Annotated in this window: 25 protein-coding genes and 2 pseudogenes; 7 read left to right on the top strand and 20 right to left on the bottom strand. The window is 62.8% G+C overall.

Annotated elements, in window-relative coordinates; genetic code table 11:
• Positions 1-224: 224 nt before the first annotated feature.
• From KEM60_RS10170 to KEM60_RS10135, 9 genes and pseudogenes are all read right to left on the bottom strand, one after another.
• On the bottom strand, positions 225-740 hold the full coding sequence (locus KEM60_RS10170) for a GNAT family N-acetyltransferase (protein WP_219107431.1): 516 nt from the start codon (positions 738-740) through the stop codon (positions 225-227).
• 451 nt (positions 741-1191) lie between these two features.
• The gene (locus tag KEM60_RS16585) at positions 1192-1347 is read right to left on the bottom strand and encodes a hypothetical protein (protein WP_255574484.1); all 156 of its coding nucleotides are present in this window, start codon (positions 1345-1347) and stop codon (positions 1192-1194) included.
• A gap of 95 nt (positions 1348-1442) precedes the next feature.
• On the bottom strand, positions 1443-1760 hold the full coding sequence (locus KEM60_RS16580) for a hypothetical protein (protein ID WP_255574482.1): 318 nt from the start codon (positions 1758-1760) through the stop codon (positions 1443-1445).
• A gap of 65 nt (positions 1761-1825) precedes the next feature.
• Positions 1826-2152 (bottom strand): Abi family protein, encoded by a 327-nt coding sequence (locus KEM60_RS16575; RefSeq protein WP_255574481.1) that lies wholly within the window; start codon positions 2150-2152, stop codon positions 1826-1828.
• 157 nt (positions 2153-2309) lie between these two features.
• Positions 2310-3122 (bottom strand): hypothetical protein, encoded by an 813-nt coding sequence (locus KEM60_RS10160; protein ID WP_219107429.1) that lies wholly within the window; start codon positions 3120-3122, stop codon positions 2310-2312.
• 24 nt (positions 3123-3146) lie between these two features.
• A complete protein-coding gene (locus tag KEM60_RS10155; RefSeq protein WP_219107427.1) occupies positions 3147-3833 on the bottom strand; it encodes a transposase family protein in 687 nt (228 codons plus the stop codon).
• A 455-nt stretch (positions 3834-4288) separates the two neighbouring features.
• Positions 4289-5509, bottom strand: a complete 1221-nt coding sequence (locus KEM60_RS10150) for an MFS transporter (protein ID WP_219107425.1) — start codon at positions 5507-5509, stop codon at positions 4289-4291.
• A gap of 71 nt (positions 5510-5580) precedes the next feature.
• Positions 5581-6528: pseudogene (locus KEM60_RS10145) on the bottom strand (DegT/DnrJ/EryC1/StrS family aminotransferase); the annotation flags it as partial.
• 299 nt (positions 6529-6827) lie between these two features.
• Positions 6828-7148, bottom strand: a complete 321-nt coding sequence (locus KEM60_RS10135) for a hypothetical protein (RefSeq protein WP_219107419.1) — start codon at positions 7146-7148, stop codon at positions 6828-6830.
• Positions 7149-7657: 509 nt separating this feature from the next.
• On the opposite strand from KEM60_RS10135, the gene KEM60_RS10130 reads away from it, so the two are divergent.
• Positions 7658-8074 (top strand): tetratricopeptide repeat protein, encoded by a 417-nt coding sequence (locus KEM60_RS10130; protein ID WP_219107417.1) that lies wholly within the window; start codon positions 7658-7660, stop codon positions 8072-8074.
• Between the two features lie 402 nt (positions 8075-8476).
• Here KEM60_RS10130 and KEM60_RS10125 read toward each other — a convergent pair whose 3' ends face one another.
• Positions 8477-8779 carry a HigA family addiction module antitoxin gene (locus KEM60_RS10125; protein ID WP_219107415.1) on the bottom strand — a complete coding sequence of 101 codons (303 nt, stop codon included), beginning with the start codon at positions 8777-8779 and terminating at the stop codon, positions 8477-8479.
• Positions 8780-9108: 329 nt separating this feature from the next.
• On the bottom strand, positions 9109-10188 hold the full coding sequence (gene ychF / locus KEM60_RS10120) for a redox-regulated ATPase YchF (RefSeq protein ID WP_219107412.1): 1080 nt from the start codon (positions 10186-10188) through the stop codon (positions 9109-9111).
• A 122-nt stretch (positions 10189-10310) separates the two neighbouring features.
• Here ychF and KEM60_RS10115 point away from each other — a divergent pair, with 122 nt between their 5' ends.
• Positions 10311-11519 (top strand): DNA recombination protein RmuC, encoded by a 1209-nt coding sequence (locus tag KEM60_RS10115; protein ID WP_219107410.1) that lies wholly within the window; start codon positions 10311-10313, stop codon positions 11517-11519.
• Here KEM60_RS10115 and KEM60_RS10110 read toward each other — a convergent pair.
• The 4 genes from KEM60_RS10110 to KEM60_RS10095 all read right to left on the bottom strand — a co-directional run bounded on the left by KEM60_RS10110 (position 11492) and on the right by KEM60_RS10095 (position 16483).
• A complete protein-coding gene (locus tag KEM60_RS10110) occupies positions 11492-12907 on the bottom strand; it encodes a glycosyltransferase (protein WP_219107408.1) in 1416 nt (471 codons plus the stop codon). The two genes, KEM60_RS10115 and KEM60_RS10110, sit on opposite strands and share 28 nt — an antisense overlap.
• 183 nt (positions 12908-13090) lie before the next feature.
• Positions 13091-14572 carry a lipopolysaccharide biosynthesis protein gene (locus tag KEM60_RS10105; protein ID WP_219107406.1) on the bottom strand — a complete coding sequence of 494 codons (1482 nt, stop codon included), beginning with the start codon at positions 14570-14572 and terminating at the stop codon, positions 13091-13093.
• Between the two features lie 25 nt (positions 14573-14597).
• Positions 14598-15326, bottom strand: a complete 729-nt coding sequence (locus KEM60_RS10100; protein ID WP_255574479.1) for a sugar transferase — start codon at positions 15324-15326, stop codon at positions 14598-14600.
• On the bottom strand, positions 15323-16483 hold the full coding sequence (locus KEM60_RS10095) for a DegT/DnrJ/EryC1/StrS aminotransferase family protein (RefSeq protein WP_219107405.1): 1161 nt from the start codon (positions 16481-16483) through the stop codon (positions 15323-15325). Before KEM60_RS10095 ends, KEM60_RS10100 begins: the two co-directional genes overlap by 4 nt.
• A gap of 65 nt (positions 16484-16548) precedes the next feature.
• On the opposite strand from KEM60_RS10095, the gene KEM60_RS10090 reads away from it, so the two are divergent.
• Genes KEM60_RS10090 through KEM60_RS10080 form a run of 3 tightly spaced genes read left to right on the top strand, consistent with a single transcriptional unit; the run spans position 16549 to position 20242 of the window.
• Positions 16549-18174, top strand: a complete 1626-nt coding sequence (locus KEM60_RS10090; protein WP_219107403.1) for an O-antigen ligase — start codon at positions 16549-16551, stop codon at positions 18172-18174.
• A gap of 7 nt (positions 18175-18181) precedes the next feature.
• The gene (locus KEM60_RS10085) at positions 18182-19075 is read left to right on the top strand and encodes a glycosyltransferase family 2 protein (RefSeq protein ID WP_219107401.1); all 894 of its coding nucleotides are present in this window, start codon (positions 18182-18184) and stop codon (positions 19073-19075) included.
• Between the two features lie 9 nt (positions 19076-19084).
• Entirely contained in the window at positions 19085-20242 is a 1158-nt protein-coding gene (locus tag KEM60_RS10080) for a glycosyltransferase (protein ID WP_219107399.1), read from the top strand.
• A 51-nt stretch (positions 20243-20293) separates the two neighbouring features.
• Here the strand turns inward: KEM60_RS10080 and KEM60_RS10075 are convergent, their stop codons facing one another.
• Positions 20294-21301 carry a 4-hydroxy-3-methylbut-2-enyl diphosphate reductase gene (locus tag KEM60_RS10075; protein ID WP_219107398.1) on the bottom strand — a complete coding sequence of 336 codons (1008 nt, stop codon included), beginning with the start codon at positions 21299-21301 and terminating at the stop codon, positions 20294-20296.
• A gap of 46 nt (positions 21302-21347) precedes the next feature.
• On the opposite strand from KEM60_RS10075, the gene xseA reads away from it, so the two are divergent.
• Both xseA and KEM60_RS16565 read left to right on the top strand, forming a co-directional pair.
• Positions 21348-22625 carry an exodeoxyribonuclease VII large subunit gene (gene xseA / locus KEM60_RS10070; protein WP_219107585.1) on the top strand — a complete coding sequence of 426 codons (1278 nt, stop codon included), beginning with the start codon at positions 21348-21350 and terminating at the stop codon, positions 22623-22625.
• 46 nt (positions 22626-22671) lie between these two features.
• A pseudogene (locus tag KEM60_RS16565) lies at positions 22672-22881 on the top strand (exodeoxyribonuclease VII small subunit); the annotation flags it as partial.
• A 23-nt stretch (positions 22882-22904) separates the two neighbouring features.
• Here KEM60_RS16565 and KEM60_RS16560 read toward each other — a convergent pair.
• From KEM60_RS16560 to KEM60_RS10050, 4 genes are read right to left on the bottom strand one after another with little or no spacing between them, the layout of a single operon-like run.
• Complete coding sequence (locus KEM60_RS16560; protein WP_255574477.1) at positions 22905-23567, bottom strand: DUF4245 family protein; 663 nt, start codon at positions 23565-23567, stop codon at positions 22905-22907.
• A gap of 5 nt (positions 23568-23572) precedes the next feature.
• Positions 23573-23725 (bottom strand): hypothetical protein, encoded by a 153-nt coding sequence (locus tag KEM60_RS10060; RefSeq protein WP_219107395.1) that lies wholly within the window; start codon positions 23723-23725, stop codon positions 23573-23575.
• Positions 23726-23779: 54 nt separating this feature from the next.
• A complete protein-coding gene (locus tag KEM60_RS10055; protein WP_219107393.1) occupies positions 23780-25144 on the bottom strand; it encodes an ABC transporter ATP-binding protein in 1365 nt (454 codons plus the stop codon).
• Positions 25145-25182: 38 nt separating this feature from the next.
• The gene (locus KEM60_RS10050) at positions 25183-26049 is read right to left on the bottom strand and encodes a carbohydrate ABC transporter permease (protein WP_219107391.1); all 867 of its coding nucleotides are present in this window, start codon (positions 26047-26049) and stop codon (positions 25183-25185) included.
• Positions 26050-26052 lie beyond the last annotated feature (3 nt).

Below are 26052 nucleotides of genomic sequence, written 5' to 3'. Positions count from 1 at the left end.
GACGATGCGGCTTCTCTGACACCCAGCGCGATTGACACCTCATCGATCGTTGGGGACACAACGTGTAGATCACTGGATGCACGTCGGGACCAGCGGCTACAGATGCCGTAGACGGCAGCGCCCTTGCCTTCAATTGAGGGCAAGGGCATCTTGGCTGCTAGCGGCCTATCCGGTTGCGCACGATGATGCCTATCTCATCACCCGCAACGGAGCTCAGCTGGGGCCTAAATTCCGAACGGGGCTGCGTAGCGCACCGTGCCGGCCGGAAGGGGTTTAGTTCTGCCCAGTGAGAGTGCCAGCAGAGCGTCGTCGGGAACCTCGACACTCAGCCTGATGCCATGTCGCGAAGCGCGCTCGAACCCGAATCGTGGGTAATACTCCGGGTGGCCCAGCACCACGACGAAGTCCTCCCCACATTCCTGGGCGGCCTTCATTGCTGCACGGATCGCTGCCGATCCAGCACCGGCTCGCTGAAGGTCCGGGAGGACCGCACAGGGAGCCAAGCACAAAGCGGGGATTTCGCCGATGTGACAACGCGTCAGCAGCGCATGTCCCACCACCGTCCCGTTGTTGTTGGTGGTGACTATGGATAGCCCGTCGATCCATGCGGGGTCATCGCGCAGAGCATCCACGAGGTCTGCTTCATCAGCAGTCTCGAACGCCGCGATATTAATCGCACGAATGGCAGGAATGTCAGCCGGCCTCTCTGGCCGAGTGAACCACTGTGGGTGGTCGTTCATGTTGAACCCTGTTCGTTAACGCACGCCCGGCCGGAGCTATCGCCGGGAGCGTGGAATTGATAGGCGGACTCAGGCTGCCGCGTCGGGCGATGACGGCCTCTGATCGCAGGCAGCATCAAGCACGGTCATCAACCCAACCTCCCATCTGCCTCGTCAACGAACCCCAGCACCTTATCGCGGGAATCGACAAAGCACGACATGAACGTCACCGGCCGCTGGGACTCACCGGACCGTACTACGTCCCGCTCTCGGACGGCGTCATTGCACATCCCCCCTATAGCGTCCCGCCATTCGATGCTGCGAAATCCCGCTAAACGACGTTGCGGGTCACATCTCCCACCTGGATGTGCCATCCACGCACCCTTGGGCGCGGGGTCGTCGCCGATGGCCTCGCCATCGCCGTACGGCTGCCCTTGATCTCGACCAGCGCCTTCCCCCATCTCAACCCGAGTCAGATCGCGGATGCATTCTTCGTGCCGGGGCGCTTCGACACGGAGGGGGACTCGAACGCCTTGCCCTGGTCAACGTCCCGAGGCACGACGAAGCTGCGCATGGCATCTGCCTCGTCGATCACCGCGGTGAAATCCTCCTCGGTGATCGCACACAACAAGTCGAGGGGCGAACGGTCCGAGCCGTCCGCGTCCTGCGGCAGGTCCGGGTGCGGCGTCTGCCACCAGTCCAGGAGCGCCCTGGCGACGTCGGTCAGGTCCGAGTCGCCGCAGGATCGGGCGAGGCTTGGTTGATCTCGGCAAGCGCGTCGACGATCTTCCCGTAGCGGAACTGGAAGGCCGGGTAGAACTTCGTCTCTCCGAGCTTGATCTCGATCACAACGGCGCGGGACCGGTCCTCGATAAAGTCGGCCAGGTCCACAACGTCGTCCTTCTCCGGCGCGATGCTCAGCAGAAGGTGGCGCATGACGAGCAGCGCGCCGTAGAGCCTGTTGTTTGTCCCGTCGTCCGCGAGTGGCGCGAGCGGATCGTCGGCGTTCTTCTTCGCCTTCCCCGGCGCGGCGATGGCCACGTCGAACGCGCGGTTCCACAGGCGGCCGTAGTGCGCGCAAATGTTTCGGACGTTCCTGAGGTCGTTCAGCCAGTGGTGCTGAGGACGTCGCTGAGGCGCATGCGGAGCTGGTGGTCGAACTCGCACAGGGCCACCACGTGCGCGAGGCCGGCCTCGGGCGCAAACGTATCCAGGCGGATCTCGCGGCCTTCTTCATTAAACCGGGGAGCGGGAGGCACGGGCCGATCGCGGTAGAGGTGCCAGTAGCCCGACAGTCGGTAGTAGCCGTATCGCTGCAGGACGGCGGTCGCGTAGGCGTCGTCGCCGCAGTCCATACCCCGCCCGCGCAGTCGGCGGATCTGCTCAGGGACCGTGAGGAACGGCTTGGTGTAGGTGCTGTTTGGGGTCGTCACGTGCGCATCGTCCTGGCGTCCCCGACACCGGGGGTATAAAGAAAACAGGCCCGCGTCTCATCGCGAGAAGCGGACCTGCCGTGTTACTTCGAGGGTGCGGATTCCACCAGTGCAGGTCAAACACGGCGCGGTCGCTCATGGTCGGATGCTCCGGGCCTCAACGCGGAACCCGATAATCGGCCTCAGCGACACACGCCCCGGACGCCGACACGCGACTGGTACAACCACCGACGCGGACGGGACACGCGTGGACGGCCCGCGTGCGGAGTTTCACTCCTTTCCTCCGCTTCCAGCAGCCCGCGTCGCGCTTAGTCCACGCGACGCGGGGTTTGCGTCGTACCCGATTGGTGGCGTAGAGGGCTGCGCCTGAGGCTGCACCCACTGCTTCGCCTCCCCGCCTCTGTATCCACTTCATGGTGCTCTTGACGTCGTGCGGATCCGCCGTGCCTTCCGCCGCGCCCTCCAGCACCGCCGCGGCCTCCATCCCGCTCTCCGCTCCCAGTTCAGAGAGGGACTGCGCGTCCTGCCGCAAAGCGGAAGCCAGGGTCCGGTAGTCCTGAGGGGTGAGGTCCCTCCCCGAGAAGTTCAGCTGCGTGTCGCCGATATTGATGTTTCCGGAATTTGAACCGATATGGATTCCTGGCTGATGTCGACTGCTCATCTCGCTACCCCATTGCTTCTGCGTCAAGTCAAGCCCACTTGGAGGGAAGCCGATCAGGTGAGAAATCCAGCCGAAGTCCGGCGGCAGGACGACCATGCCGCGACCTCTCATCCAACAGCATAGGTAGATCCACTGACCTACCGTCAGTTTCGAACTGCCCAACGACCGCCAGTAAGCCCCAGAGAGGCTCACACGCTCGCCGGGCTCGCCACTATTCGCAAAGAAGTCCATGACCACCTCATCGGCCAGCGCCACGCAGTCCGCAGATGTCAGAAATTCCGTGGTAACCACCTTGAGGGCGTTATTCACGAGGCATTTTCAGGTCATTCTTGGCTACCAGCCAAGTCGATAGAGCTCGAGTCGGGTAATGACGGCAACGATATCGGGGAGTCTGCCTCGATAGCCGGTGGCGAGGATTTTCCATTGTTTAAGGTGTCCGATGGCGTGTTCGACATGGGTGCGAATACGGGATATTTCTGTGTTGTCGTGTTTTTCGTTGTCGGTTCGCTCTTGTCCTTTCTTCTTTGTGAGAGGCGTTCGTGCTCCATGGACGATGTAAGCGGTGTCGGCTATCCATGGCGTGTGGTTTTCTGCGAGGATCTGTGACCAGCCGGTGAGGTCGAGAGCAGCAGAGTCGTGTCGAGCTCCAGGAATGGGTGTAGACGTGGCGAGGAGGTGTCCGGTCAGGGTGGAGGCGACCTGGATGCTGACACACTGGCAACGGCGTTGACCGGAGTAGGTGGCTTTGGTGACATCTTGTCCTTGAGCTGGGCGGTTGCCCGTCGGGGCGTATGTGCCGTCGATGAGGATGGCTCGGCCATCACTGGCTGCTTGCTCTATGGGGATACCTGTCCAGAGGAGTGCTTCATTGATGATCGGGAGCATCCTGCGATAGATGCGTGAAGAGGTGGATGGTGACATATCTAGCAGATCAGCAAGGAACATCTGTGTCAGATTGTTCCGTAGACGTTCCAGGGTAAGGATGACGTGTTCTTTGACGGGCAACCGGTGTCTACTCAAGTCGACTCCCCGGGAGTGAAAAATGTCGATGACCCGCCTGACGAGTTCATCGAGTGCATCGTGATCGAGTCCTGCTGCGCGACTGGTACCGCATCGGTCGCTTCCCTGAGAGATGTGAGTCGTCTAACCCAATGATCTCAAAGCGGCCGATGTTTTTATATATGCGTATGGTGACAGGTGTGTATCGATTGTTTCCCGGGGTGCGGGACATGGGCCGCTAACGCCTCGTGAATAACGCCCTCAGTCGTGAAGCGTATCAGTCAGGGCAATGCAGAATGCGCGGCATCCACTCGGGCAGCACTCCCCCGAGCGCCGGGTCTCCGGCGGAAATGACACCCGGTGCGCCCGGAATCGCTCTCGTCCGGGAACCACCGTCTTCTCAAAAATACTCCAGCTGCCTATCGCGCTTCTAACCGGATGTGCAACAAAGATAAGTGTGACGGAACTTTGAGAAATCAAGCGGCACGCCCCTCACGCATAGTCGCACTCACGGCCAGTAAAGCGACGGCACTCGTGAAGGCCATGCATGCGCCGACTACGCAAATGCCTACGCCTCCGAGCGACGTTCCAACTGCTCCCGCCGCCACAGAGGCTAGGAGGCGTGCTGCTGTCGCTGAAGAATCGGCAAAACCAGTAACAGCGCTTAGTGCTTCAGCGGTAAGCGCTGACTGTCTCCAACTGGACACGGCCAGGTCAAACTGCAGAGACGCTGCAGCGGAAAAAGCTGCAAATGCAGACAGCCCAATCAGATGTGCGTGCCCGATTACAGTGGGCACGAAGAGACCCGCCCCAGCCAACACAGCCATGGCTGCGCTCAACCTGCTGGCGTTCGCCAGGCTGAACACGCGCGCGGTAAACCGACCCACGAGGGCGCCGCCGAGAAATCCCAGCCCTCCAACCGTGAAAATCAGTCCGAGCCCCTCGGACCCCAGGCCGAAGAACGTAAGCGCGAGGACAGGAAGAACCGTCAAGATGAAGGCACGGTCGAACGCCAGCACGCCCTCGATGGCTACCCCCAGCCAAGCCGCTGGCGGCGTTCGAGGTTTCCCGTGCTTCAGTCCGGCAGTCAGTGGAGAGGTAATCTGAGAGCTGGTTGTCGCTGCGCGTTCTCGCTCATTAGTTCCGCTTCCCGGCAAGAGTAGTTTAAAGACAAATCCACTGAACAGGCAGGCACTGGCCGTCAAGCCAAGAACCCAATATGGCGAAACGATAGATACCAAGGCGCCAGCAGCCGTGGGCATTCCAACAGACACCACAGACTGATATAGATTGAGCCGGGCATTAAGCACCATCCGCTGATCGTCGTCTACGATAGTCCGAACGACTCCGACCACGCCCATCCTGTAATAACTGCCGCATGCATTCAGCGCCGCATAGAGAACAGCGAAAGTGGCAAGTGATAGGACCCCCAAAATGCCGAGGAGGCAAATCGTCCCTAAACCCACGGCCCAAAGGAAGCTTCCCCCTACCGGGATTCGTCTTGATGCCAGACGGTAACTGAGTCTACCGAGCAGCATGGAGCCTAACATTGCCGATACCGCATTCAATAAAGAAATGCATGCTACCTGCCCCACGCCTGCATGAAGGAATTGCACGGCTATAACGGGCAATGCAATCATGGCTAGCTGCTTGCCGATCTCTCCAACTATCTGCTCCGCGTAGAGCAGGCGGGTCATTCTGAGGTCACCGGAGGATCGAAATATGCGCCCCCGGCTGAGAAGAACGCCAACGCGCTCGGCCAGGTGCATCACAAGAGGTCACCCACTGTTTGAGCCATGTGTTCAACCTCGGCGTCTGTCATAGACGAAAAGCAGGGAATGGACATCAAGCGTTCACCCAGCGATTCAGTGATTCTCAGGTTCCCATTATCGCTGTCCCTAAACGCCTGGAATTTATGCGCCGGGAGAAAGTGGAGCTGGCTTCTCACCCAGGCATCGCGCAGCGCTCGCGACCCGGCATTCCGCTCTGTCTCGTTTTTGAAGAGCAACTGGAAGAAGTGCCAGGAGTGCTCGTCGCCATTGTTCGGCTCCACTGGTAACTCAAACCGTCCAACTAACGTGTCGAGATAGTGGTCCCCGATTTCGCGACGTCGTGCTGGCATGCTCCTGAACCTGTTCAACTGCCCTAGCGCTATTGCTGCATGCACGTCACTAAGGTTGCACTTCAATGCACCACGATCAGCGTCATACAGTGAAAGACCTCGATTTTCGGACCTGTCCCACGCCGAGGATGTGATGCCAAGACGCCCCCAAGTGCGACACTCTCGCACCAGTTCATCGCTGCCCACGACCATGCCACCTTCAGCTAACGTCAGGTTTTTGTTTGCGTAGAACGAGAATACCGACAGATCTGCTTCGCGGCCGGCTTGTAGACCGTCTCTGAGTGAGCCCAGAGCGTGGGCGCAGTCAGCAATGACTTTGACGCGTGACGGCAGTACCTTCCGAGCGTCCTCCGCACGGAACGGGAATCCTGCGAAATGCACGGGGATCAAGGCCTTGGTGCGCTAGGTAACGTGACCCGCCAACTGGTAGATGTCCACATTGCGGCTTGAATGTTCTACGTCCACAAATACCGGCTTCGCGCCAAGAGCCCGAATCACACTGGGCACACTCGTGAAGGTCAGGCTTGGAGTGATTACCTCACCCCCCGGCCCGATGTCTATCGCCTTTATGGCGGTCCAGAGGGCCATGGTCGCTGAGGAGGTGGAAAAGCCGCCTCAGCGTCGCATAGGGCGCGGATGGCATCCTCCAGTTCAGCAATAACGGGTCATGTCGTGATCCATCCTGACTCCAACACCTCAACAACGCGCGCGGTTTCGTTCTGTTCCATGTCTGGACGGTTCCACGGTACGATCACTTCAAACACCATGCTTCCTTGGGTGAGATCTGCTCCGCGCCTGCGAGTCCGGCTCTCGCGGCCCACGATAATGCTCAGCTATTGACGTTCGGCCTCTGCTTGGCACGCTTTCCCCGCGGTACCTACGTTGTCATCATGTTAAGAACGGCAATAAACCATATCCCATGTCTGCTCCATGCGACGCATGTCTTCATTGTGCATGACCTGCAGACGGCCCTCCCGCAGAACCCGCTGGAGGCCTGCGAGATTGTTGTATCGAACATCTGCGATGTCGCCACATCCCCCCGCTGCGGACACAGCGGCGATTTGATCGATACTGTCAGCAAGTCCCGGCGTCAGAAGGTCGGAGCAGTTAGCCTCGGCGCGAGAGACGACGACGCTGTCGGCAAAAACCCGCTCGATCTCACGCTCGGCCGCCAACTTTGTCTTTGCATAGAGGAATTGGCCGAGGGACGGCATCCTCTCCAGCGGCAGAGTCCTGGTATCCGTAAACGCTGCAGGTGGACAAAAAAGGCGTTATTCACGAGGCATAGAGTGTTTGTAAGCGGCTGGTCCCTGCGTCTCGACAGTATGCTTCGATGTTCCCATCGAGGCCGAGCTGGGTCAGCTTTTGGCTAAGCCATTTTCTGCCTCCGAAAACGTGTCCATTATTGTGGGTTAGGAGTTCCAAAGATTGGCGGCATAATTCGGCACACCAGAAGGTGTGCGATGAATGGTCACCGATGGCCTCGAAGCCCATGAGATCCTCAAGGGAACCTAACATTGCCCAACTGTTGACTGCCGAGTGGGTATGCATGCTGCGTTGAAAAGACGACTTCATTTGATCCATTAAGCACTGCTCAAGAGCGCTCGCCGAACAGGAGTTGCCATGAGGCCGAAATCGGATCGACCTCAGGCATCGTCGACTTTGATGCACACGGTGCCAGCGAGCCTCGGCACTCCTCCCGTGACCTGACAGACTAGGCGGCATGCGCCAGTTGGTGGGGTCATGCCCGGCCTCGGATGGCAGAGCTGCGTTCGAGCTCGCCGGGATGTATGACTCCATAGGATTTGAAGCCGAGGCCGGCGCCGAATACGAACGCGCTCTCGCACTAGTGCTAACCGAGGATCGACATGCCCAACTTGCCGTCCAGTACGGTTCAACCCTGCGGAACCTCGGCCGACTCGACGAAGCGATCAGTGTCCTTCAAACCGCTCCCACACATGTGACGACAGGCTGTGCACCACAACTCGTTCTTGCCCTCGCCCTGCACAGCGCCGGGCGCAAAGACGAAGCCTTGCAGGTAGCCCCGAACACTCAGATCGACACGCTGCCGCGTCATCAGCGCTCAATGCGCAACTACTCCGCCGCACTCACCGAGCAGGCAACGTCAGACGAGCCATAGACACGTTAGAAACCAGAACGCAATCGAGTCACCCTCCTGCAAGATGCACTCCTTGCCGTCGATCAAGCCTTGATTGTCGGACCGCTTGGCACACCACGGGTCGCACCCTCAAGGGCCCGAGTCGTGGCGACCACACTAACGTCAAAACTTCTTGACCACCGGCGACTTCAGCTGCATCCGCCCGAAACCCGGCACTGTCGCGTCAATGTCGTGACCGTTTACCGGTTCTACCAGCAAGTCGTCAGACGTTGAATCAAAACTCCACCAAGTTCCGTCGGATATGGCCGTCTGAAACGATGTACCCAGGTGAATCCAAACGATCTGGCGCAGGAGGAGTCCATACTCAGCGAGTAATGCCAGTACCACCTCCCTCTCGCCGCCGATTCCAACCTCCGATGAGACTTACGATGCCGTGGCGAGAGGTTGAATGGCCGCGATCTGGTCGGCGGAGCGGTCCTCGGCCAGTTCAATTTCATACCTGGACTGGAGGTTGAGCCAGAACTGCGCGTCGACGCCGAAGTATCTCCCCAGGCGTAGGGCAGTGTTGGCAGTGATGGCCCGCTTTCCATGCACGATCTCGTTGATTCGACGAGGCGATACGCCGATGGACACAGCCAGCTTGTGCTGGGTGATGCCGAACCCCTCCAGGAAATCCTCCTGGAGGATCTCGCCTGGATGGATGGAAGGGTAGAGCTTCTCAGTCATGATGCACCTCAGTGATAGTCCTCGACGATCACATTCTCGGGCCCCGCGTCGGTCCAGACGAAGCAGATACGCCACTGTTCGTTGATCCTGATGCTTGCTGGCCCGCCCGGTTCCCCTCGAGCGCTTCCAAGGGGTTACCAGGAGGCACCATGAGTGCGTTAAGCGTCGTAGCGGCGTCCAGCATGTGAAGTTTCCTGTTGGCCGCCCTGTGGATCCGCGGGTCCAACGTGGGTGCTGTCTCGCGTAACCAGACTCGTTCGGCGTCGCGGTCACCAAACGATCTGATCAGCCGTCAAGAGTGACACGCATAACGCGATGCGCCAATAACGTTAGACGTTAAACCGGAACTCCACTACGTCGCCGTCGACCATCACATAGTCCTTACCTTCCATGCGGACCTTGCCGGCGGCTTTGGCGTCAGCCATCGAACCGGCGGCGAGGAGGTCCTCAAAGGACACGATTTCAGCTTTGATGAAGCCACGCTGGAAGTCGGTGTGGATCACTCCGGCGGCTTGTGGGGCGGTCCAGCCTTGCCGGATGGTCCAGGCGCGGGCTTCTTTGGGCCCAGCGGTCAGGTAGGTCTGCAAGCCAAGGGTGCGGAAACCGGTGTGGGCGAGTTTGTCCAGGCCGGGCTCGTCGACACCGACGGATTCGAGGAGTTCAGCGGCTTCTTCAGGTTCGAGTTCAGCGAGTTCCATCTCCAGTTTGGCGTTGAGGAAGACCGCTTCGACGGGCGCGACCAACGCCTGCAGGCGGGCTTTCTCAGCGTCGTCGACGAGTTGATCTTCGTCGACGTTGAAGACATACAAGAACGGTTTGGTGGTCATCAGACCGAGTTCTCGGATGAGGGTGAGGTCGAGCTGATCCCGTTTGCTGAAGAGCGTGTCACCGGCTTCCAAGATGGTTTGCGCGGCCACCGCCGCGTCGTACACAGCCTTGTCGGCCTTCTTGCCTTTGACGTCCTTCTCCAGGCGGGGGACGGCCTTTTCGAGGGTCTGCAAGTCAGCGAGGATCAGTTCGGTGTTGATTGTCTCGATGTCGCTCTTCGGGTCGACTTTGCCGTCGACGTGCGTGACGTCATCGTCGACAAAAGTGCGGATGACCTGGCAGATCGCGTCGGCTTCGCGGATATTTGCCAGGAACTTGTTGCCCAGGCCTTCGCCTTCGCTGGCGCCGCGGACGATCCCGGCGATGTCGACGAACGAGACTGTTGCGGGGATGATGCGTTCGCTGCCGAAGACCGTAGCGAGTTGCTTCAAGCGCGGGTCGGGCAGCGGCACGACACCCACGTTGGGTTCGATAGTCGCGAAGGGGTAGTTGGCGGCGAGCACGTTGTTCTTCGTGAGTGCGTTGAACATGGTGCTCTTGCCGACGTTGGGCAGTCCGACGATTCCGATGGTGAGGGCCACGGGCGGTGAGTCTACCGGCCGAGCTGACCGGGCCCGTACCGTCAGTGCGTCCCAGGTGCCCTACCTGACGTGTCGTGTGCCCTGTTCGGAGCGTTGTCGCAGGCGCGTGTCAGGCTGTGTCCATGGTGTCCTCGCTCGGTGGTGTGCTTGTCGTGCTGGTGGTGGGTGCAGTGATCGGTGCTGCCTTCATGTGGGTTGTCCTTCAAGGCCGGTACGCCGCCCAGTTGGCGGCGTCGGAAACAGAGCGGGCGATGTTGCGTGAGCAGAGCCACCTGTATGCCGATCAGTTGCACGAAGCGCGAGCCTTAGCTGACGAGCAGGCTCAGGTGGCACACGCGTTGAGTCCGTTGCGGGAGACGATGACTCGGGTGGAGCGGCAGGTAGGTCTCTTAGAGCGGGATCGGCTCGAACACTATGGTCAGCTCGCGGAACGGCTCGCCGAGGTCAGTGCGCAGACCGGGGCGTTACGTCGCCAAACCGCTGATCTGACCGGGGCGCTCAACGCTTCGTCAGTGCGGGGGGCGTGGGGTGAGGCCCAGTTACGGCGGCTGTGTGAACACGCCGGGATGCTCCCGCAATGCGATTTTGACGAGCAGGTCCGGGCTGTCAGCGACCACGACGAGCAGGTCCGCCCCGATGTGGTGGTGCGTCTTCCCGGCGACCGTTACCTCGTCATCGACGCGAAAGCGCCGATGAGTGCGTTCCTGTCCGCGCAAGCCGACGATGTGGATGCCGCTCGCCGTCACGAGCTCCTCGCAGCACATGCCAAGGCGCTGCGCGGACATGTCGACGCCTTAGCGGCTAAACGCTACTGGTCAGCATTTCCGGCAGCCCCGGAGATGGTGATCTGTTTCGTACCAGCGGATGCAGTCCTCGCGGCTGCCTTGTCCGCTGACCCCGGCCTGTACGACGCTGCCCAAACTCGCAAGGTGGTCCTGGCCAGCCCGGCGACCCTGTTGGCGATGTTGCGCAGCATCGCTTTTGCCTGGCGCCAAGATGCCTTATCCACGAACGCCCGCGAGTTGTTGCGCCTCGGCGCCGAACTGCACGACCGGCTGGGCAGCCTCGGCGGCCATGTCACAAAGATGGGAACATCGCTGCGCCGCTCAGTAGAGTCCTACAACCTGATGGTCGGATCGCTAGAGAGTCGCGTCCTGGTCTCAGCTCGCAAACTCCACGAGTTGGGCCTGGCCTCTGGGGAATTAGTGTCACCGACCCCGTTAGAGGCCACACCCCGTCCGTTGACTGCCGTCGAACTGCTCCACCCAGAGGAGCCGGGGCTCCACGTCGCGGCGATCGACGGTCAGCGTGCTGAGGCGACCTCCCGGTAAATGTGCTCCAGCGCGGTCGCTACCGCGTTCGGGCCAAACCGGTCGATTGCGGACTGCCGCCGTACCTTGTCTTGCGCCGCATCGGAGCCTTCGGTCAACGTGGTGGCCAGCGCTTCACTCAACGCCGCCACGCTCTCCGGTGCAGCCCCGCCGCGTCGGCCGGGACCGTCGACAACGACGTCAGGGAGCAACGCCACATCCTCCGGCGCTTCCACCACAAAAAACACCTCCACGTCAGGCAGTGCTGGATCGACCCGGCGACCCACCAGACGACCCATCCCCGGCGCCCAAATGTCCCGGGGCCCACCGCTGTCCACCGCCACAAAAGGCACCCCACAGGACAACGCTTCAATGAGCACCACGCCAAAGGTCTCAGCCATGCTCGCTGACACCACCACCGCAGCATTGCTCAACGCCTGTGCCACTGCCTCCCGGGAGGCTCCACCCTCAACCACGTCCGCAGACAAGCCCAAAGACACTGCCAGCTCCCGCAATGCCCCCTGCTCCGGCCCCCGGCCGAGCACCCGCAACGGGTGAGCTTGACGGAGTTCTTCCGGCAACGCCGCATAGGCCTGCACGACCGAGTCGAGGCGTTTACGCGGCGTCAACGTCCCAATCGCTACGACCGCACCTGACGTCGCAGCCTGCGGGCTGCGTTGACGGAACCGATCGACCATCACCACGTTCGGGACGACCCGCACCCGATCCGTGGGAATCGGCAACGCCTCCGCCTGGATCGAACTCACCGCGATCACTGCCGCAGCCCGATCCAATACCCGAATCGCCGCCGCCAACTCCACCGCAGAATACTGACCCCGCATGTACGCCGACATGTGCTCCGTCACGACATACGGAAGCTTCTGAGCAACCGCGAACTGGCCAGCCGCAATGCCCGCCGGAAAAACATTGTGGGCGTGGATGACGTCCGGAAGTCCCTCCTGCTCGGCGAGCTGCTCCATCTCCTGAACCATCCGACGTACCGCCATGGTCGTCCCGGCGGCATCGTGCACCACCCGAGCAGTCCCTCGGACCGCATGCACCGCCACTCCCGCCATGTGGCGCACTGATGAACGGCCACCAGCGGATGCCTCTGTGGTCGTCGAGGCTGGTGGCACCGGCTTCTCCGGGGCAGCTGCGCGCCTCGTCTCTTTCGGGCCACCTGCCAGACCCAATAACCCCTGCACTGTCGGACGGACCGTGGAGACCAGCGTATGCGCGGCCGGACGCAGCACGGTGTTGGCCACTGGACGCAACGACGGCGGCACGCAGGAAATCACCCGCACCTGGTGTCCGGCCTCTAGCAGAGCGGTGACCTGATCCGCCACGAAAGGCCCCCGACCCGGATGCTCCACCGACGGGTACTCCCCCGCGACGACCCAGACCTTCACGACATCCTCCTCATCACCGACGCCTCTGCGAGAAGCAGCTTGCCACGGCGACTGGGCCGACGTCGGTGCCCGAGCCGCGCTGAGACAGACCGATCCCGTGCCAGGACGCATGGACCGCACCCACCCACCACGTCGGTCAATCAGTCGGCGCATCACCACAATTCGCCGTCATATCCGCAAGGTTCAGGAACGCAGCGCCCGGAGGGTCATCCTCCCACCGATTCCAGCCGCTACGGCGGAGAACACGAGCGCAAGGACGACGTACGTCGTCTCCCCGGTGAGGCCGCGCCCCACTTGGGCGAAAGCCCACGCCGCCATGATGACTACCAACGGCATCGCCACGATCCGCCACGCTGTGGCCCGGGTCGCCCCAGAAAGACGCATCACCCAGATCGTCCAGTACAAACAGATCACCAAACCGGCGAACGAATAGGCCTGCACCCCGGCCATCGGACCGCCCACCCACAAGCCCAACGCCAATGCCGGCACCCGCACTCCGCCCTCGAGACAGGACAACAGACACAGTCGTTTGACGGCGTTCTTCACCGTCGCATAGCCCGCCAACGGGTTGGACGTGAAGTTCATCATCAGCCACGGCGCCAGGAACGCCGAGATATGCCCGGCGACCTCCCATTTGTTGTCTGCCCAGATCAGAATGAACACTTCACGACACAGCAGCGTGATGGGCACGAAGATGACCAGGCCTAAGCCCAATAACACTGTCGCCAGCCGCACCATGTGACCGGACGTGTCTTTATCATCACGGTGCATCGCCGCGAACCGGACATAGAAGACGCTGGCGACCGCTTGCCCGAGCAGCGCGATCGGCGCGCTGAGCATCCGCTGAGTGAAACTGAAATGGCCCGCAAATTCCTGCCCATACAACGCTGTGACCAGCGGTGCCACCGCACCCACGGTCAGCGCGTTGACCACTGCGGGAAACAGAATCCAGGTCGGGAATTGCGACCATCGCCGCACCAATCCGGGCGCGACGCGACCACGCAGGTCCAACCCGCTCCTGGTGATCATCATCGTCGTAGACAACAACCGGCCTACGCCATAGCCCACGCCCAAACCTGCACTGACCAGGCCAGCTTTACCCATGCCCAGTTGCATCCCGGCAGTGGCTAGCGTGCCCGCCACATTGGCGTCACTCATCTGCCGGAACTGTTGACGACGGGACTGATAAGAACGCAACACCGCAAAACAGGCACTCGCCCACACCACAAACGGGGCAATCAGCACGGACACCTGATAATCGGCAGGCACCAGGTCAGCACGCACCGCCATTACTACACAGACCGGCACCAGGACCAATGACACTAGGCTGGCCACCCGGATCGAAAATCGGGCGATGTCATCCGCTTCAGCCTCATCCCCGGCCAGCGGGATCGCCATTTCCAGCCGTAAGGTCGCAATCATCGCCGCGACCGTCGCAAAGGACACCAAGTTGCCGAAGACGCCGTAATCGGCAGGTGAATACCAGGCACCCAGCACCACCTGCGCGGCGAACTGGATCACCATGACCACAGCGGTGCCGCCGCCCAGCTGGGCGACGTGACGCCCAGCGCCACCCTGACCCAGCCTGGTCAAGGCCATCAGGCGGGCCCGACGACCTGGTGCAGCGGAATCGTTCTCAGCGGCCACCTGGTCGCCCTTGTCCATGTCCATCCCGTTCACAAGTCGCTGATCACCGATCAAGAACGGCGCGCACGGTGTCCTTCAGGATCCGCAAGTCACCGGCAAAACTACGATCACGCACGTACGTCGCATAAATATCGGCCTTGCGCGGCAAGATCGACTCGACGTAATGCCGTTCCGGATCGGGAGCCGCCGCGAGTTCATCGGACTCGTTGCGGAAAACGATGCTGCCCGGGTCGGTGATTCCTGGCCGGACCGAGAGGATCACTGGCCGTAAACCGTCCGGCCACTGTTCGACGTACACCGGCACCTCCGGGCGGGGACCAACCAGGCTCATGTCACCGGTGAGGACATCAAATAACTGCGGAAGTTCGTCCAATTTGCTGGCCCGCAGCATCCGCCCGACCCGAGTCACCCGCGAGTCGCCAGTCGCGGACACTAACGACCCGTCATGCACGGCCTTCATCGTGCGGAACTTGTGGATGTGGAAGGTCCGGCCGTCCAGACCTACCCGTTCCTGACGGAACAGCACCCCACCGGGGCTTTCAGCCGCGACCGCCACCGCGACCGCCGCCAACACCGGAGAGGTCACGACCAGACCGGCGGTGGCAATGGTCACGTCAAACGCCCGCTTGGCTTTGCGTGAGTTCACCACCCGACGCGGACCGGGGATGTTTAACGTGGTGCACACCCGCGACACCGTGTGGCGCGCCACCCGGACCTTCGTGGACCGACGTAACGCGTTGACGACCCGGTTGTCGATGATGTCGACGTTCACGCCAGGATCCCCCGCACCGCCGTAACGACCTTGCCCTGATCGGCCTGTGTCATGGCGGAGAAGATCGGCAAGCTGACGACTCGGGCGAACTCCGCCTCAGCGACCGGGAACTGCTCGGGGCTCAAATGGTAGCGGTCGCGATAGTACGGCTGCTTGTGCAACGGGATGAAGTGCACGCTGGTGCCCACCCCGGCCTGCGCCATCGCTGCGATGAATCCATCTCGGTCCACCGGGGCGTCTGCCCGCAAACGGATCACAAATAGATGCCAGGCATGGGTGCTGTCCGGGACATCCGGCTCGATCGGCACGTCAAGCGGCAGATCGGCAAACGCTTCCAGATAGCGGTGGGCGATCGATGCCCGGGCCGCTGCCATCTGAGGTTGGCGCCGCAACTGCACCCGCCCCATCGCTGCTGCCGGGTCAGTCAGGTTGTACTTGTAGCCCGCCTCGACGACCTCGTAGAACCAGCTGGGCGCGGTGCTGCGGTACCGGTCAAACACGTCTCGATTGATGCCGTGCAGCCGCATCGTGCGGATCCGGGTGGCCATCGCCGGGTCGGTGACCACCACCATGCCACCCTCACCCGTGGTCATCGTCTTGGTGGCGTAGAAGCTGAAAACGGTGGCATCACTGGACGTGGCCCCGATCAGCTGGCCCCGCGTTGACGTGGGCAAAGCGTGCGCGGCATCCTCCACGACCTTCACGCCATGTGCCGCAGCGAAACTTTCCGTCAACTGACGGTCCACGGGATAGCCAGCAAAATGCACCGGCATCACCGCCTTGGTGCGCGAGGTCACTGCGCGGTCAGCAGCGGCGTAATCCAGGCACAGCGTGGCCGGGTCTACGTCTACGACCACCGGGTCAGCTCCCAAGTAGCGGACCACTTCCGCAGTGGAGGTGAACGTCCAATCCGGGACGATCACCTCGTCCCCGGGCCCCACACCACACGCATCCAACGCCAGATGGAGGCCAGCGGTGGCGGAATTGACGGCGATCGCGGTCCTCCCACCGCCGAGGAACTCGGCAAACTCCTTCTCGAAGGCGGCAGCGCGAGGTCCGGTGGTGAGCCACCCCGAACGCATCGCCTCCACGACCGCCTCGATCTCCTCCTCACCGATATCGGGCAAGGCGAAGGGCAAATGCGATTCCTGGCTCACGACTTTCCTCCTGACATCGGCACGACAAGCTGCGGAGTTCCCGTACCTGCTCGGTAGGCTACCGAATGAATCCCGCGCTCCTGCGCGTCGACCGAGACATCGGAGCTGCACCACCCATGACAAGCACTGATGAGCATCCTCCTGCCCCGGCAGGACGGCTCGCCGGCCTGTTGACCCGATACCCGCTGGCCCAGAAGGCCCTTCTCATTCTTCCGGTGCTGGCAGTAGCCGGCCCATTTGCCTCGATCCGCCCCGGAGCAGCCGGTTTCCCTTACTTCTACCGGATCGTCTGGTTCTTATGCCTTGCCGTCGCCGTCCCCCTGTTTTGGTGGGAGAGCCGCCGCCACAGCCTGCCCAAGCTGTACGCCGGTGTCCTGGCGTGGTGGCTCATCTGGGCGCCCATCACCTGGCTATGGACCCCCGCCCCAGGAGTGGGTCGCACCGAGATCATGGCGGGCGCGATGGCCATGGCGGGCGCTTTCGTCGTTGTGGTGCTCACCCGGGGCAGCTCAGCCAGCCTGCGCTACCTGCGATGGGGATGGATGGTCGCGTTCGCCGTGAACACGGCCATCGTCTCCTGGGAGTTCTGCACCGGTAACCACCTCGACCTCGTCACCGGTGTCCAACCCTGGTATTTCTCGGCGTACTCAGTCGCCGGTCTAGACACCAATCCCAACGGACTGTCAAACTTCAACGTCGCGATCTTCGCGGTGCTCTGCGCCCAAATGGTCCGCGAGGTCGGGTCCCGCCGCGCCACCCGGGCCGCCGCGGAAGCCTTCGAAAATGAAGCCACCACCCCCACCAGCGCCCTGGTGCCCAGCACGGTGTGTGGATCCATCAGTCAACGGATCGGTTTGGGAGTGCGCGGCTCAGCTCGCCGCATCATCGTCTTGTACGTCGCGATGGCCCTGTGCGCCTACACCGTCTACATGACCGGCAGCCGCGCCGGAGCCATGTCGCAACTGCTACTCACCCTCATGACTGCAGCCTGGTGTTTCCGGGGACGACGGCTCCTCGTGGTGCCGATCGCTCTGGTGGCGCTCGCCGCGGTGATCCCGGTGGTGCAGCAAAGCGACCTGCGTTTGGTCCGGCCTGCCGCAGTCGCGCAGCGGGCTGCGCATGAAGGCCGTGGAAGTGGCCACTACCAGGACAATGTCTCGGACGACCAGAAAGCCGTGGACGTCGCCAAGGCCGACGCGGCCCGGGCGGAACTCACCAAGTCGGGGTTGCGCGCCATGGCTGAGAAGCCACTCCAAGGGCATGGTGCCGGGTCATCAATCACGTGGGTCGCCCACGACCCGCTGTACCCCGCCACCTCGGCGAATGGCCAACGCCGAGTGATCAACCTGCACAACACTTTCCTTGAGATCGGTGTCAATTACGGGTTGATCGGTCTGCTGCCCATCCTGGCGGTGCCGCTCTGGGCGCTGATGCGATTTTTGCGCCCTCGCACCTTCCTGCGGCTGTGGCCGGACCCGGTGGTGCTTGAAGGATTGGGGGTTCTGCTTGCGCTCCTCGTGACCAGTGTGATCACCTCGTCGTCGATAGGCAGTCCGATGTTCTGGCTGTTCTACGCCTATGCTGCCGCCTTGGCGTGGAACTATCAGGACGCCGCTCGCGCTGATCTGCGCGCCCAGCTCGCCGACGGCGGGCCGGCGGACGGCGTACCGGCGACCGTTTCAGGAAGGTGACCTGGTCGTGAAGATCTCCATCCTCTCCCCCGTCTATAACGAGGAACAACATCTTCCCGAGATGATGGACTCGCTACGGGCACAGAGCCATACGAACTGGGAGGTGTGTTTCGTCGACGACGGTTCGACCGACGGCACCGCCGACCTGATCCGCGCTGCCGCGGAACGAGATCCTCGGATCCGGCTGGTCGGTCACGGCCGCAAGTTCGGCAAAGCCGCCGCATTCAACCATGCGTTCGCGGCGTCCACCGGTGAGGGCATCGTCCTGCTCGCTGGGGACGACCGGATCCCCCCGGATTCGTTGGCGATCCGGGCGGCAGACCTGTCCAGCTGTGAGCCTGGAGAGCGCGGCCTCGCCGGGTACAAACTCCGTTCCTTCAGCGAAGACCCCCAATTCGACGGGATGGAATTACCCCGCGGGGACGCGACTAGCGCCTCTGGCGGCGTGTTGACCTTCACCCGAGAACTCGCCGAGATTGTCTTCCCGATCCCTGAGGAACTGCCCAGCGAGGACATCTGGCTGGGCCAGGCCGGTCCCGCCCTGGCTGGCCGCTACATCAAACATCCGGTGGTGGTGCTCGAATACCGGATCCACCCGGGAAACTCCAATCCTCGTGGCCAAGACTTCGCGGCCATGTCGAGATCGATCGGTGCCCGCCACGAGGCATGGCGGCTGCTCCTAGAGCAAGAACGGTTTACCCTCCCTCCGCAGGTGCGAGTTCACCTCCGCGCGATGTACGCCGCCGAACAAGCCCGCCGCCGAGGCGATCTGATTGGGGTGTTGCGCCAGCCTGGACTGACTTCAGCGGAGCGCGGATCTTTGGCCGCGATGACCGCAGCGCCGCTGTGGTCGGTCAGACAGCGGTTCTATAAAGCGCTGTCCGGGCGTCAAGGTCGCTGATCGACGATCGTGAGAGTCCTCGTTCTAGGCCGAGGCCTTCCAGGCCCGGGGCAACCCCTCCTCGGCATCTTCGAATTCCAACAAGCTCGTGCGTTAGCTGCTGCCGGTCACCAGGTTGTTTATGGCGCGCTCGACATCCGTTTCCTGCAACATCGACGACCGTGGGGGGTCCGCCATAAGGACGTCGACGGGGTCCATGTCGTCGAACTGAGCTTGCCCCTAGGCCGATTGCAATACCGCCTGGGTTATCGGTTCGTGCACGCCATGTGGGAGGTGCTCTACCTCGCCTGTGTCACGAAGCACGGCCGTCCTGACGTGGTGCACAGCCACTTCGTCGGATGGTCTGCGGCGGCAGCCCGCGGTCGACGACGTCACCATTACCCGTTGGTGGTGACCGAGCACACCTCCCGGCTGATGTCGCCTGACCCGCCAGCAGACATGTTGCGCGGCATCGCCATCGCCTATGCCGGTGCCGACGTGCTCATCGCGGTCAGCCCGGGCCTCCAAGCCCGTATCGCCGAGCTCACCGGATATCGCGCGGTATACGTGCCGAACTTGGTGGATGCGAAGACATTCGCGTCAGTCGAGCCCATCCCGCACGACCGCCCCCGGGTGGTGACGGTGGGCAACCTGATCCCCCGCAAACGTGTCGATGCACTCTTGGAGGCCATCGCCCGGGTCAGCCAGGAAGACCCGCACAGTCCGGTGGCGGCAGCCGAACTCGTCGTGATCGGCCACGGCCCGCAGGAAGGCGAGCTGCGTGACCTGGCGCGACGTCTGGGACTAGCCGATCGAGTCCGGTTTGAAGGCGGGCTGTCTCATCCGCAGATCGCCGCGGAATTCGCCCGTTCAGACCTGTTCGTGTTGGCTTCCCGTGAAGAGACTTTCGGGGTGGTCCTCATCGAGGCGATGGCCGCAGGGCTCCCTGTGGTCAGCACCCGATCCGGCGGCCCCGAAGGCTTCGTCACCGAGCACACCGGCGTCCTCACCGGCCATGAGATCGCCGATATCGCAGCTGGATTACAGGCGGGGCTGACCCGGTCCTGGGACCGCGAGCAGATCCGCGAGTACGCCGTACGTCACCACTCACCAGAAGTGGTCTCGGCCCAACTGACCGAGTTGTACGGCGAAGCTGTCGCCCGGATGCGTCGACGACGTAGCTGCTGATCCGGTGGGTGGGAGGGCACGGGGCCCGTCCCACCCACCGGGTTGGCCGGGTCAGTGCAGATGACCGCCGATGTCAGATCGGGTGATCGCCTCAGTGTGCCCGCGAGCTTTGAGATCACGGCGTAACTCGTTCGGCAACGCGAACAGCAAGCTTTCCTCAGCGGAGGTGACCTGCTCGACGTCGGTATATCCCCGTGCTGCCAGCGCAGCGAGGACATCACGGACCAAGATCTCCGGGACGGACGCCCCGGAGGTCACCCCGATGGTGTCAACTCCGTCAAACCAGTCGTCGTGGATCTCAGCGGCATAGTCCACGAGATGCCCGGCGGTAGCGCCATGCTCCACGGCGACTTCCACCAGGCGCACTGAGTTCGACGAGTTTCGCGAACCAACCACGATCATCAAGTCACAATCGCGAGCCATCTTCTTCACCGCGAGTTGCCGATTTTGGGTGGCATAACAGATGTCATCGCTGGGCGGGTCGATCATGTGGGGAAAACGTTCCCGCAGCCGCCGTACGGTCTCCATCGTCTCGTCAACTGACAGCGTCGTCTGCGACAACCACACCACCTTGTGCGGGTCACGGACCTCAACATTGTCCACATCATCGGGGCCATCAACGATGGTGATGTGTTCGGGGGCTTCTCCAGAGGTGCCGACGACTTCCTCGTGACCTTCATGGCCGATGAGGAGGATGTCATAGTCGGTGCCAGCGAACCGCCGAGCCTCCCGATGCACCTTGGTCACCAAAGGACAGGTCGCGTCGATGGTTTTCAAGGACCGGACGGCGGCTTCCTCGTGAACGATCGGGGACACCCCGTGGGCAGAAAACACCACGGTAGCCCCCTCCGGGACCTGATCGGTCTCGTCGACGAAGACCGCCCCGCGCCCGGCGAGGGTTTCCACGACGTGTTTGTTGTGCACGATCTCTTTGCGGACATACACCGGGGGGCCGTAGAGCTCCAAGGCTTTCTCGACGGTCACCACCGCGCGGTCGACGCCGGCGCAGTAGCCGCGCGGCGCAGCGAGGAGGACACGTTTGGTGGGGGTCTGACTCACCTGTCCATGGTACGAGCCGGGACAGCTCTACCCTGGGGCTGTGTCCATGTCCCAGGCCGATCCGACTCCCCTCGGCGGCACGATCTCATCGACGTCACCAACGCTCGCACCGAAAGCCGCCCTCACCACCGCCGAAAACCCTTGGCCCATAAGGCTTCTGGCCACAAGGATAGAAGAGTACGTCGACCGGATGTCCCGGCTATGGGTGGAAGGGCAAGTCGTCCAACTCTCTCGGAGGTCAGGCAGTCGCTGCTTCATCACCCTGCGGGACACCGACGAAGATCTGTCATTGACGGTGTCCTTGCCCGGACGAGTCCTCGACGCGATGCCGCTCCCCCTGCGCAACGGCCAACGCGTCGTCGTCCATGCCAAACCGACGTACTGGCGTCGCCGGGGCACCCTCCAACTGGAGGCACGCACGATCCGTCCTATCGGTGAAGGCGAGCTCCTCGCTCGGATCGAAGCACTCCGGCAATCCCTCACCGCCGAAGGGTTATGCGACCCCCGGCGTCGTCGTCCACTCCCGTTCCTGCCAGACACCATCGGCCTGATCAGCGGCCGCAATAGCGCCGCCCAACGCGACGTGGTGGACAACGCCCGTCGGCGATGGCCAAGCGCCCGCTTCGAGATCCGCGAGGTCCCCGTCCAAGGCCATGACGCAGCTCGCTCAGTCGCTGGCGCTCTTCGGGAACTCGATGCGCTCCCCCAGGTGGACGTCATCGTCATCGCCCGCGGCGGCGGATCCTTCGAAGACCTCCTGCCGTTTTCCTCCGAAGGCCTCCTGCGCGAAGTCGCCGCTGCCAGGACTCCCGTGGTCAGCGCCATCGGGCACGAAATCGACACGCCCCTGTTGGACTTCGTCGCAGACCTGCGCGCCTCCACCCCCACCGACGCCGCCAAACGGATCGTGCCGGATGTCAGTCACGAACGAGCTGGTGCCCGAGCCGCTCGTCATCGGCTCGACCTGGCGATGACCGGACGGATCAGCGAGCAACGTCGGCTACTCGCGTCAGTGCGTTCCCGACCAGCGTTGCGGCATCCGGTTTCCATGCTTGCCCCGCACCGTACGGCGGTATTGACCACCCGCGAGACGAACCACCGGCGGATGACCGCCCGCCTGGGACAGGCACGGTCAGAGATTGGTCATCTACGGGCCCGGGTCCGCGCCCTCAGCCCGCTGTCCACGATGCAACGCGGATACGCGGTGGTGGAGCGCTCCGACGGACATCTCGTCTCGAGCACAGACCACGTCGGCATCGGTGACCTCCTGCGAATCCGGTTTGCCGAAGGGGCCATGACGGTCCAGATCGTCGAGGATCGGTGAGCCCCACCCCCGCTGCGTCCTCTGATGACCGCTGACCCGCCGTAAGGTGGCGAGCGTGAACCCTGAGCAGAGCATCCCTGCCGATGACCCGAACAGTGCGGTCGGCAATCTCAGCTATGAAGCGGCCCGTGATGAGCTGGTCTCGATCGTGACCCAGCTGGAAGGCGGCCAATTGGGCTTAGCGGAGAGCATGCGGCTCTGGGAACGCGGTGAAGCTCTAGCTGACCACTGCGAGCGCTGGTTGGATGGTGCGGAGCAGCGGTTGGCGGCTGGGCGGGGTCAGCGTTCGGCGGGGGTGGCCCACGCTGACGCCGACCGGAGGCCTGAAGGGGTGGGTGAGTCAGTGCCGGGAGCCGATGTCGGTGAGGGGGTAGCGGAGCCGCTGGTGGGGGACGCAGGTGCGGAGGGGGTGGGCTGAGCCGGGGTGGTGCGGAGGGCCGCGGCGACCTGTTCGAGGGTGGGGTAGTCCACGTCGCCGGAGATGACGGTGGCGAGGCCGGCGGGTGCTGTGTTGTCAGTGATGACGAGGCTGCGGCGGGCGTGGACGGTGCCGCCTGAGGTGATGTCGACGCTGCGGCGCTGCCAGCGGGTGCCTGCGATGGTGCTCTCGCCGTCGGGTTGTCCCTGGCGGGTCTGGCGGTCCAGCCAGGTGGCCAGGCGCCCGGCGTCGAGGCCGTCACCGGGTCGGGTCTGGGAGAGGACGACGTATTGGTCGTCGCCTGGTCGGTGGTGGTATCCGATGAGCCAGGTTGGCACTCCGTTGCTGTCGGGCGCGAAGGACACTGAGGTGGGGTGCCAAGCGTCGCCGAGGTCTGCGGTGGCCAAGGGCCATCCTTTGTCGGCGGCGATCTGTTGTGCGGTGCGGCCGACGTCGACGCTGACGCGTTCGCGGGCGGCGGGTCGGGGCAGGAGCGCGACGACGCCGAGCACGAAGACGGCCATGACGATCATGGAGATGACCAGGCTCCGCCAGGTGCCACGGCCGTGGGTGCTGGTGGGTGGGCGGGGATGACCAGGCTCCGCCAGGTGCCACGGCCGTGGGTGCTGGTGGGTGGGCGGGTGGCGGCAGTGGGGGTGGGTGTTTCATCCTGGCTGGTCACGCGGACCATCGTAAGCGGGGGGTGTGTTGCTGAGCGGGGATAGGGGGGTCTGATTCATCCTTGTCCGGCGCCGGGATTGCGGTCGGCGGTGGGGGTGTTGGTGCGTCGTCGGTGTGCGGATGGCCTGCCGCTGCGGGCGGATGGTCGCGGGTGTTCTCCGGTGGGTGTGGTGGGGGTCGGCTGGGCGTGCTGGGCGCTGCGGAGTGCGTGGAGTCGGTCGGCTTCGCTTTCTTGGGCGATGCGGGTGGCGGCGGCGTCATCTCGGGTGAGGCAGCGGCCGGTTGCGGGATCAAAGAGGTGGAGGGTAGTGGGGTCTAGGAGCAGTTCGGCGTGGGTGCCTGCTCGGATGCGACTGCGTGGGTCGAGGTTGACGACCATTTGGGTGCGGATCGTCTCTCCGTCGAGGTCTCGGTCGAGTTCGGCGAGTTGGGCTTTGATGTCGGGGTCGGCGGCATAAGGGACGTAGGCATAGAGTTCGCTGCCCAACCATTCGGTGACGTCGACGGGGACGCGCAGGGGGATCCGGTCGGTGGTTCCGCGTCCGGCGAGGGCTGCGTCTTCGAGGTGTTCTGGTCGGATGCCGACGATGGCTGTGTTCCGGCCTTCGAGGGCGGCCTGTTGGGCAGGGGTGAGGGGGATATCACCGAAGGGGAGTTTCATGGTTTCGCCGTGGATGGTGGCGGGGAGGAAATTCATCGGGGGTGAGCCGATGAATCCGGCGACGAAGAGGTTGAGGGGTTGTTCGTAGAGTTCGCGGGGGCTGGCGCATTGTTGGAGCACGCCACGACGCAGGACCGCGACTCGGTCACCGAGGGTCATTGCTTCGGTCTGGTCGTGGGTGACGTAGATGGTGGTCATGCCCATGGCGCGTTGCATTCGGGCGATTTCGGTGCGCATTTGGCCGCGGAGTTTCGCGTCGAGGTTGGAGAGGGGTTCGTCAAAGAGGAAGGCTTGGGCGTCTCGGACGATGGCTCGACCCATCGCGACGCGTTGGCGTTGCCCGCCGGAGAGCTGTGCGGGCCGCCGGTTGAGGTGGTCGTGGAGGTCGAGTAGTCGAGCTGCGTGCTGCACTTTTGCGGTGATCTCGTCTTCGGTGTGCTTTCCTTTGGTGAGTCGCAGGGGGAAGGCGATGTTTTCGAACACGGTCAGGTGCGGATAGAGCGCGTAATTCTGGAAGACCATGGCGAGGTTGCGGTCGCGTGGGGCGAGCGAGTCGACACGTCGTCCGTCGATGTGGATGGATCCGGAGGTGAGGTCTTCGAGGCCGACGATCATCCGCAGCAGGGTGGATTTGCCGCAGCCTGAGGGGCCGACGAGGATCATGAATTCCCCGTCCCGGACGTCCAGTCCGACCCGGTCGACGGCGAGGTATCCGTCGCCGTACCTCTTGACGATGTCGGTCAGCTGGATCGTGGACATGGGGGTGACCTTCCTTGCACAGGATGTGACGGTGGGCTTCAGCCCTTGACGGCTCCGGCGGTGAGTCCGGAGACGATGCGCTTCTGGAACAGCAAGACGAGGACGACGACCGGGATTGTCACGATGACGGCTGCGGCAGCGATCGCTCCGAAGGGTTGGTCGAACTGTGAGGCGCCGGTGAAGAACGCCAGCGCCGCTGGGACGGTCCGGGCGTGGTCACCGCTGAGGGTGATCGCGAAGACGAAGTCATTCCAAGCGGTGAAGAAAGTGATGATGGCGGTGGTGAAGACGCCGGGGGCGGCTAAGGGGACGATGACTTTGCGGAAGGCCTGCCAGTTGGTGGCACCGTCTACTTGGGCTGCTTGCTCCATTTCCCAGGGGATCTGCTGGAAGAAGGCGGACAGGATCCAGATGGCCAGGGGCAGGGTGAGCGCGAGGTAAGGGATCATCAGTCCAATTCGAGTGTCGAACAGACCGACTCGGGTCCAGACCTCAAAGAGGGGTGTCACCAGGGAGATCGCTGGGAAGAAGGACACCGCTAGCGAGGTCACGAGGATGGCGCGTTTGCCTGGGAAGTCAAGCCGGGCGATGGCATAGGCGCACAGGGTGGCTAACGCGACAGCGAGGATGGTGGCGCCGAGGCAGATGATCAGTGAGTTGACCAGCGCGGGCATGAATAAATCATGGGCTCCCCCCGTGAGGATGAGGCGGTAGTTGTCCCAGCTGAACCCTTCGGCGGTGGGTAGAAAATTACCCAGCATGTTCAATTCGGGGTTGATTTGAGCTTCTTTGCTTTTCACGGACAGCGAGAAGATCCACAGCAGAGGGATGACCGTCACGATGATGACGATGAGCGATGTCAGGGCTAGCCACACTCGGGTGGACGAGGTTGTTGCGGGGGGCATTGC

This window comes from Austwickia sp. TVS 96-490-7B (assembly GCF_019331795.1).
In the GTDB taxonomy this organism is placed as follows: domain Bacteria; phylum Actinomycetota; class Actinomycetes; order Actinomycetales; family Dermatophilaceae; genus Austwickia.
This window is presented reverse-complemented; position numbering and strand designations above follow the sequence as displayed.